General features: G+C 66.6%; 4 protein-coding genes and 1 pseudogene. 1 reads left to right on the forward strand and 4 read right to left on the reverse strand.

Annotated features, from left to right (window positions below; translation table 11 throughout):
• A pseudogene (locus tag ACIQ6O_RS14315) lies at nt 1–844 on the reverse strand (hypothetical protein); the annotation flags it as partial.
• A gap of 441 nt (nt 845–1,285) precedes the next feature.
• Between ACIQ6O_RS14315 and ACIQ6O_RS14320 the strand changes: the two are divergent.
• The gene (locus ACIQ6O_RS14320) at nt 1,286–1,576 is read left to right on the forward strand and encodes a 4a-hydroxytetrahydrobiopterin dehydratase (protein WP_396208458.1); all 291 of its coding nucleotides are present in this window, start codon (nt 1,286–1,288) and stop codon (nt 1,574–1,576) included.
• A 204-nt stretch (nt 1,577–1,780) separates the two neighbouring features.
• Here the strand turns inward: ACIQ6O_RS14320 and ACIQ6O_RS14325 are convergent, their stop codons facing one another.
• The 3 genes from ACIQ6O_RS14325 to ACIQ6O_RS14335 form a co-directional block, all read right to left on the reverse strand.
• Nucleotides 1,781–2,611, reverse strand: a complete 831-nt coding sequence (locus ACIQ6O_RS14325) for a DUF4097 family beta strand repeat-containing protein (protein WP_396208459.1) — start codon at nt 2,609–2,611, stop codon at nt 1,781–1,783.
• 120 nt (nt 2,612–2,731) lie between these two features.
• The gene (locus ACIQ6O_RS14330) at nt 2,732–3,379 is read right to left on the reverse strand and encodes an HAD family hydrolase (protein ID WP_396208460.1); all 648 of its coding nucleotides are present in this window, start codon (nt 3,377–3,379) and stop codon (nt 2,732–2,734) included.
• A 49-nt stretch (nt 3,380–3,428) separates the two neighbouring features.
• On the reverse strand, nt 3,429–3,732 hold a 304-nt coding region (locus ACIQ6O_RS14335; RefSeq protein ID WP_396208461.1), incomplete at its 5' end, for a hypothetical protein.

The raw sequence follows: 3,732 nt of genomic DNA on the forward strand, positions 1-3,732 counted from the left end.
GCCGATCGGGAATCTCGGAATGCGCACACACGCGACGCGCCAGGACGATGACACGGGGGACCTCGATGGGGCGGGTGGAGGTGGAAGAGGCGGCGCCCTTTTCGATGGTGATCAGGGAGCAGGGGGCAGGGTGGGCGGTGGGTGGTGGGAGTTGGGGGTTGGCGGTCGCGTTCGGGGCCGTCACCGCCGTTTTCCTGCCGGATAGCGCGCGCATGGAAGGCGGCGTACTGAGCCCCACCCTGAGGCGCACGGTGCCGGCGAGCCGCTGGACCCGCGTTTCGCCGGGGATGACGTGCTCCAGCACGACACAGGCGGCGTCGCGTTCGCGCGCGAGCTGGGCGAGGCGTACGCCGTGCACCCGCGACAGCGGCGGCGCGCCATCGAGCACGACCAATCCGAACACCCCGCTGCGCAGGAGCAGGTCGGCCGTCCAGGCGGCCCGTTTGGCATCGGGGAGCCGAATGACCACGAACCGCTCGCCGAGGTCGGCCCACGGGGCCGGGGCGAGCGTGCGGCCGGCGTCGATCCAGGCCACCCAGGCACCGGTGGTGAGCACCTGCGCCACGACCTGCCGCAGGAGCGCCGTCTTGCCCACCGCCAGCGGCCCGGTGAGCTCGGTGATACGCCCCCGCTGAATGCCGCCCCCGAGCGCCGCATCGAGCGCCGGCAGCCCCGTGGGCCACGGCGGGCTGGCCTGACGGCCCCCGGCGACGACCTGTTGCAGCTGCGTCTGCAGCTGCGCGAGCGCCGGCGCCAATGGCGGGAGGGGGGCATTGATGGCCCTCTCCGCCGCGGAAAGCGGAGGGAGGACCGGAGCATACGCCAGCGAGGATGCGAGGGGCATGGGAAGTTCAGATACCGAATAAATACCGAAAATCAGGGGTCGAAAAAACCGCCGAAGGTAACCGGCGGATCCCGACTCAAAAAGCGCGAGCTGTCTGACAATTGCCGCAGGGCCGGCTGCCGGCCCGTGTGGTTCCATCACCTCTGACCGTATCTCTGCTCTCCATCGTCGAGGCGAAATCGAGTTACAATGCCGTATTTTTGGATAATATGGCTTGTTACTGTTTTATTACTGTCTCGAAATTTTCATTTATCAGACGTGCATATTCCTGTCACATTCCGTCAGCCCGGTACTGTGGCCGACATGAACGGACGCTACCGAACGCAGGCCGAAGCAGCAATATCCGATTTTCGGGCCGTCAGTTTGTCCGATCGGGCATTCCGACCTCGAACCGTCGGATCCTCAGAACCTCAGATCACCAGAACCCCGGATCACCCGCCCATGACGCCCGCTCCCGTGCTTTCCGCCGACGTGGTGCAGCAGCACCTCGCGTCCCTGCCCGGCTGGACCCGTGAGAATGACACCATCACGAAGACGTTCCGCTTCGCGACCTTCCCCGACGGCATCGCCTGCATCGCGCGCGTGGCTGATGTCGCCGAGGCGCAGCAGCATCACCCTGACATCGACATTCGCTACACCGCCGTGACGTTCACGCTGAGCACGCACGACAGCGGCGGGATCACGGGGAAAGACTTCGAGCTGGCGGCGGCGATCGAAGGCTGCGCGAGGTAACTGCGCAGGACACTGCGAGAGACGGCGTCATGGGTCATGAGTCATGGTGACTGCGAAGCCCGAACGGCGGGTACCACGAAAAAGCGGCGCCACGAAGTGGGCGCCGCCATCCTTTTCCGCATTGCACGTCGTTACGGCTTCGTCGTCATCATGACCCATGACGCTGTTCATCCATGACGCAGTAACCCGCCGTTCCCTCCGCCGTTAATCCCGCTTTTTCAGCGTGACCGCCCCGTTGACTGTGCTCGCCCGCACGCGTGTGCGGCCGTCACCGATCGTACCGCGCAGGCGGCGCGAGGAGAGCGTGCCCGACATCGTGACCGGGAAATCCGTGGACACGCGACCGTTCACGGTGCTCAGCTCCAACTCGGCGCCGAAGTTCGACGGGAATTCGAGGGTGATCGAACCGTTCACCGTCTCGTATTCGAGCTCGTCGGTACGGCCAATGGGGCCCATCGATACGTTGATGCTGCCGTTCACCGTCTTCGCGTACACCGGGCCGCCGGCGCTGCGCGCGGTGATGCTGCCGTTCACCGTCACGGCGCGCACGGCTGCGGTCACGTCGCGCACGTCCACCTCGCCATTCACGGTGGAGAGATCGATGCGCGTGCCCTCGGGGACCTTCACGATGAAGCGCACCGAGACATCGTTGCGATCGTTCCATCGCTTGCCGCGATCGCTCTTGATCCCCGTCTCGTCGCAGGTGGAGCCTTCCTGATACAGCGCGCAGATCACCACGTTGTCGCCCGACTTCTTCTGCTCGATGCGCACGTCGTCGGGATTGCCGCGACGCCAGCGCTTCTCGCCGATCACCTCCACGCGGCCGTTGCTGCTGCGTTCCACCGCCACGCCGCCGTTGACGTTTTTGATGAACAGCGTGCCGCGCGCCGGAAGCGTGCCCGACCAGGTGAAGGCGGTCTCGCGCTTGGCATCCTGCGCGGTCACGGGTGACGACGGCAGGGCAGTCGCCAGCGCTACGGAACCGGCGGCGACGAGGACACGCGACCAGGTCGCGACAATGTTTGTGAACCGCATGGAATACTCCGGGAAGAGGCGCAATTGCTCAGTCGTGCGGAAACGTCGCTCTCCCCTACGCCGAACTCCCCCCGGCGGATTCGCCTGCACGACGGGCTCGCCGAGTGCTCAGCCGAGCGCTCAGCCGAGCTGCGCGACCAACTGCCTGAGCTCGCCGAAGCCGCTGAGCCAATAGGTCGGGTGCGCCACGGCCAGCTCATCACGGGAGAACGGCCCCCACAGGGCGGCCGCCGTCCGGACTCCGGCGGCACGACCGGCATGCATATCGTGCGGCGAGTCGCCTACGAAGAGCGCTGACTCGGACGATGCGCCGAGCCGCTCAAGTGCGAGATGGACCGGGTCGGGGAGTGGCTTGTGGCGCGCGGTTTCCTCGAAGGTCACCACGGCGTCGAACGCATCGCTCAACCCCACATGGTCGAGCGACCGCTTCGTCATCCCCTTGCCCTTGCTGGTCACGATGGCCGTGGGATACCCCAGATCGCGAGCCCAGCGGATCGTGTCGAGCACGTCGGGGAAGGGCGTGGTGAGACGCTCGAGGTGGAGGTCCTGGTACTCACGATACCGGCCCACCATGGCCTCCACATCCTCCACATCCCGGCACCACTCGGCCAACTGCGTCCGCAGCGGCGTACCGATACCAGCCACCCACTCGGCCGTGGTGGGCGCCTGTTCACGCCCCTCGAAGGCGAACTGCATGCATTCGAGCAGAAGACCGATGGAATCGATGAGGGTCCCATCGAGATCGAAGAGCAGGGCTGGGCGAGGCATACCGAAGTGTAACGGCGAGGACCCGACGGCGAAGCGGATGCGGGCGAACTCAGGGCGGCCATACCCAGAGGCACGCCGCGACGCGCACGGGGGCATCGGCCGAGTGGACGGACGAATTCACCGACGGCCGAGCGAGCGCTGACAACGCCGGATGCACACGCCAGTCCGGCCACGACTCACGTGCGTCGGCATCCGCCTCGTCCATCCACGTGCGAAGCGCCACCGCTGCGCCCGCACTGGCCGCACCGGCGATCATGGCCTGCGCCTCCCCTAGGTAGGTCGCGTGTCTGGCCCGCTCCACAGTGGACAGCGCGGCCACCCGCCGCTGAAGCCACGTCATGGCGTGCCGCTGC

The sequence above is a fragment of the Gemmatimonas sp. genome, from assembly GCF_044345575.1.
Classification (GTDB): domain Bacteria; phylum Gemmatimonadota; class Gemmatimonadetes; order Gemmatimonadales; family Gemmatimonadaceae; genus Gemmatimonas.